The 3,762-nt window shown below is 67.5% G+C and carries 4 protein-coding genes and 1 tRNA gene; all 5 read right to left on the bottom strand.

From position 1 onward, the window contains the following. Positions 1-4: 4 nt before the first annotated feature. Positions 5-73 (bottom strand) — tRNA-Asp (locus tag BJP40_RS12365). Between the two features lie 229 nt (positions 74-302). Next, positions 303-1,316, bottom strand: a complete 1,014-nt coding sequence (locus BJP40_RS12360) for a hypothetical protein (RefSeq protein ID WP_071280408.1) — start codon at positions 1,314-1,316, stop codon at positions 303-305. 434 nt (positions 1,317-1,750) lie between these two features. Next, complete coding sequence (locus BJP40_RS12355; protein ID WP_071280407.1) at positions 1,751-2,026, bottom strand: hypothetical protein; 276 nt, start codon at positions 2,024-2,026, stop codon at positions 1,751-1,753. Between the two features lie 185 nt (positions 2,027-2,211). Next, positions 2,212-2,382 carry a hypothetical protein gene (locus tag BJP40_RS34210; RefSeq protein ID WP_177204364.1) on the bottom strand — a complete coding sequence of 57 codons (171 nt, stop codon included), beginning with the start codon at positions 2,380-2,382 and terminating at the stop codon, positions 2,212-2,214. Between the two features lie 167 nt (positions 2,383-2,549). Then, positions 2,550-3,458, bottom strand: coding sequence for a DNA-processing protein DprA (locus BJP40_RS12345; protein WP_071280409.1), 909 nt, complete (start codon positions 3,456-3,458; stop codon positions 2,550-2,552). Positions 3,459-3,762: the final 304 nt, after the last annotated feature.

The following is a 3,762-nucleotide window of genomic DNA, read 5'->3' as shown; positions in this document are numbered from 1 at the left end:
GCAGCGGTCCTGACGGGATTTGAACCCGCGGCCTCCACCTTGACAGGGTGGCGAGCACGCAACCTCGCACCCCGCACGATCGACGACCTCACCCCACTCGTGAAGAACCGCCTACGCGCCATCCAACGCCGACCGCAGATCCTCAACGGCTTCATAGCCGAGACCGGCCTCGGACTGGAGCCCTCGTAGCCTCGTCACCCTGCCCTTTCAACCTCAGCGGCAACCCCTCCCGTCAGCCTTCCCCCTACCCCCAACGTCGCCGACGAGATGAGACAGCACAAGCTGCCCCCCGGCGGACCGCCTCAAGACTCATTCGGCCAGACAGAGGTGACGACCAAGGCCGTCCCCTCCAACGGGCTCCCCACGGTCGTCTGAGCCCACTCCTTGAGTACTCCCGGCTCTGCAGAGACCCTTGACAGCAACTCGGTGATGCTTTCTGCACTCGGCGTCGCGGGCAGCACGCACCGGAGGAGGTGTTGACCGGTGGCGCTGCTGTACTCCTCCTCGCCCATCTCCTCAGGATCATTGGGCATCCACCGGCACACATCGACGTGCCAGGCGTCCATGCCCTCACCGCTGGGATCGGGTGCGGAGACCGTCAGGAAGTGGTGATCCGCGTCGTACGGCTCGGCGAAGATCTCGGGGTACTCGAGCGAGAAGATCCCGTCGTCCGCCTGTGCGGCCGGCCACTGGTCGAAGGCAGTGACCAGCAGCCGCAGGTCCGAAACTGCCGCCTCCCGCTTCTCCCGGGTGATGCCTTCCTCAAGACGGTCCAATTCCTTCCGCGCTTTACGCGTCAGGAGGTGCATACCGCCGTTGTACGGAACGAACGGGAATTCGGAATCCCAGGAACGCTGGTTCTCCTTGGGCACAGGGACTGCCTCCGAGTACTCGGCGAGCGCATCGCGCAGCTCACGTTCCTCCGTCTCCAGCTCCGCCTCGATCGCGATCCGGATCGGAGCGGGTGCGGCCGCGACCGCCTCGTCCAGGTCGACCAGCGCCCGGTGAAGATCCCAGCAGACCCACTCGTACCAGAGACTGTGCGCACCGCTAAGGAGCCCAGCACGTGCCCCCCGGTCGGTGAGCGCCGCCACATGCTCAGCGGGATAGCGAGCCACCCGGCCACCCCGCTCGTCAAAGAGGCCCAGGGGGACTGTGGCAAGGGCGGAGATCCGATTGAGTGCTTCGACGATCGGTGCCGCAAGCTCTGCCGAGCCGAGGCTCGTCACGGTGGACGACACGGCATCGTCCTCACGCCGGTAAACCGCCAGAATCTGGGTCTTCCCACGGTTCGCGTGTTGACAGTAGACAGTCATGCAGACGCCTTTCGGCCGCCGGGACGCTGACATCCCGGCGGCAACAGAAGAGAACACAGAAAGAGGCGGTGGCGAGGGCGCGTTCCGACGCTCCATGCCTCGAAGAGATCAGCGGTGGTTCAGGTCCTATCCCAAACTCCCTGCTCCGGGGCAGGCTATCCACTCCACGCCACCCCCGACAACCCCCGAGGCAGCAGGGGGCCCACGTCCTGCAGAGGGCCGCGGAGTCCAGGAAATCCGTAAGAGCGACGACCAGCCATCGTCCACGATCTTTGACGAGCCGGGCCTCACCGATTCTCCAAAGTCCACCCTGTGCGCACGTATGTGCGGCAGAGGACTCTCGAACCAGCGTCCCCTCAGCCCAAGGGAGGCTCTCGGGACCTGAGCCGGTCCTCAACGTCGATCGCGTACGTGCACCGTGAAGCCGGTGCGCGTCATCCCTCCTGCGTCACGTGCTCACCCACGGGGCAACCTGTGACGTCGTACGGACGGGTGAGCTGTTCGGTGATGAAGGCATCGTTCGCACCCCACTCGGGACGCAGGCGGCGAGCGAGGACCAGCCCCGTCACATGCAGTGCGCCGGCCTGCCGCAATGCCGCTGCGGCGGATTGGAAGTGGCTGCCAGTCACCCAGGTGTCGTCGAAGAGCACGACATGACAAGTGCGGGCAACGCCGCCGTGGCTCACGGCGAAGTAGTCGGGCCGGAACATCCTCCGCTGATCACGATCTCCCCGCTCCACAGCCGACGCAGACAGTGGGACGGGCGGGACGCCCGGCAGCAGATATCTCACAAGGGTTTCAATGGGGTGCGGCGACGGCCGACCACTGAGCGAGGGCACCACTGCGAAAGCGTCGACCGGCCCCGAGGGCCCGGCATCCAGGCAAGCACGATGCATCAGACCGAAATACGCGGCCAGCCCGCCACCCTCATCCACGACGGGTTCGTCGGACCGGGGGAAGCGGCCTTGTAGCGGTGCATGTCCCAGTCCGACTGGCGGCCCGCGACCGTGTACGCCGCGAAGACGACCCGGTCCGCCGTCTTCGTACCGAGCGCCGCTGCCTGCACGACGTGGGCCGTGCAGGTGGCGCACCGAAGACCACCGACTGCCAGGGGTTCGGCGCACACCTGGCACATGCCGCGGAAGGATCGGACCGGCGCCAGAAAGTGATCGACGAACCGGGTACGGGAGATAATCTCGGCGGCACGCGCACGCCCACCCCTCGGATCGGCTGTCACGGCAGATCGACGAGATCCCGCAGTAGACGGTCGACGTCCGCCGGACGGCGCACGATGTCGTCCAGCACGCCCAAGACGCCGTCCACATCGTCGGCGACATGGACATCCGGGCGGTCAAGCAGCTCACGCGCCCAGTCGTTCCCATCGAGGACGGAGCGCAGCAAGATCACCGGTCGGCCGTGCTCGACGGCCCGGCGCGCTTGAATACGGGTGCCGCTGCGCGGACCAGCCGCCACGATCACTGTGGCGAGGCAGTACGCCGACATCGTGCCGTTTCGACGTGGAAAGGTCGTCTTCGACGGCGGGGTGTCCGGCCAGAAAGGGGAGAGCACCAGACCTGAGGCGACGACCCGGCGGTGCAGGTCGAGGTTCTCCGGCGGATAGGCGTGGTAGACGCCGGTGCCGATCACACCGACCGCACGCCCGCCCGCCTCCAACGCGGCCACCGTCGCCGCGGTGTCGATCCCCGACGCAAGCCCGGACACCACGCTCAACCCCCGCGTGATCAGGCCGCGCGCGATGGCGGCAGCATCAGCGAGGGCCTGCGGCGAGGCGCTGCGCGAGCCGACCACCGCCACCCCCGCATCGTCAGGCCGTACATCGCCGCGAGTGAAGACCAACCCCGGCGCATCAAAGGCGCTGCTCAGCTGGTGCGGGTAGTCCGGCTCGGTCAGCACGTGCACACCGATGCCCTGCGCCGCCCAGCGTTCCAGCTCGGCACGGGCAGCAGGCGGCTCCGCGTCGGCGGAGCCGCCGAACAGTGAAAGCTGCTCCTCGCCCAGAAGCTGCCAGGCGCTGCCGACGTCCATCACCCGCGCCACGGTCTCCCGCTCTTGCTTCTCCGTGCGGGCTCGCCGGAGCAGCACGACCATCGCCGCCCGCTCATCCCCCCAGCGCTCCTGCATACCCCCGACGATACTGCCCATCACCGACAATGCCGCGGCCGATCGCCTGGACAGCGGCCGCGGAACCTCGGCCAGGAGCCGCCCCTCGGTCCGATCCTCCTCCGCTGACCACGCTTCCGCAGCAGCACGGGTCCATGAGGGAGCCGGAGGGGCTCGGAGGTCAGGAAGCACTGCAGTGTGGTGCTGACATGCCAGCGCCGTGTCAGCACATGAAACCCCGAGCGACTGCTCCCAAGGGAGTGCCCTTGTCGCGGCTCGCAACGAGAACGTCCCGGACGGCAGGCCGTCCGGGACGTTCTCAGAA

Source organism: Streptomyces sp. CC53, assembly GCF_001865245.1.
GTDB lineage: Bacteria > Actinomycetota > Actinomycetes > Streptomycetales > Streptomycetaceae > Streptomyces.
Note: the sequence above shows the minus strand (reverse complement) of the source record. Positions and strands in the feature narration are given on the sequence as shown.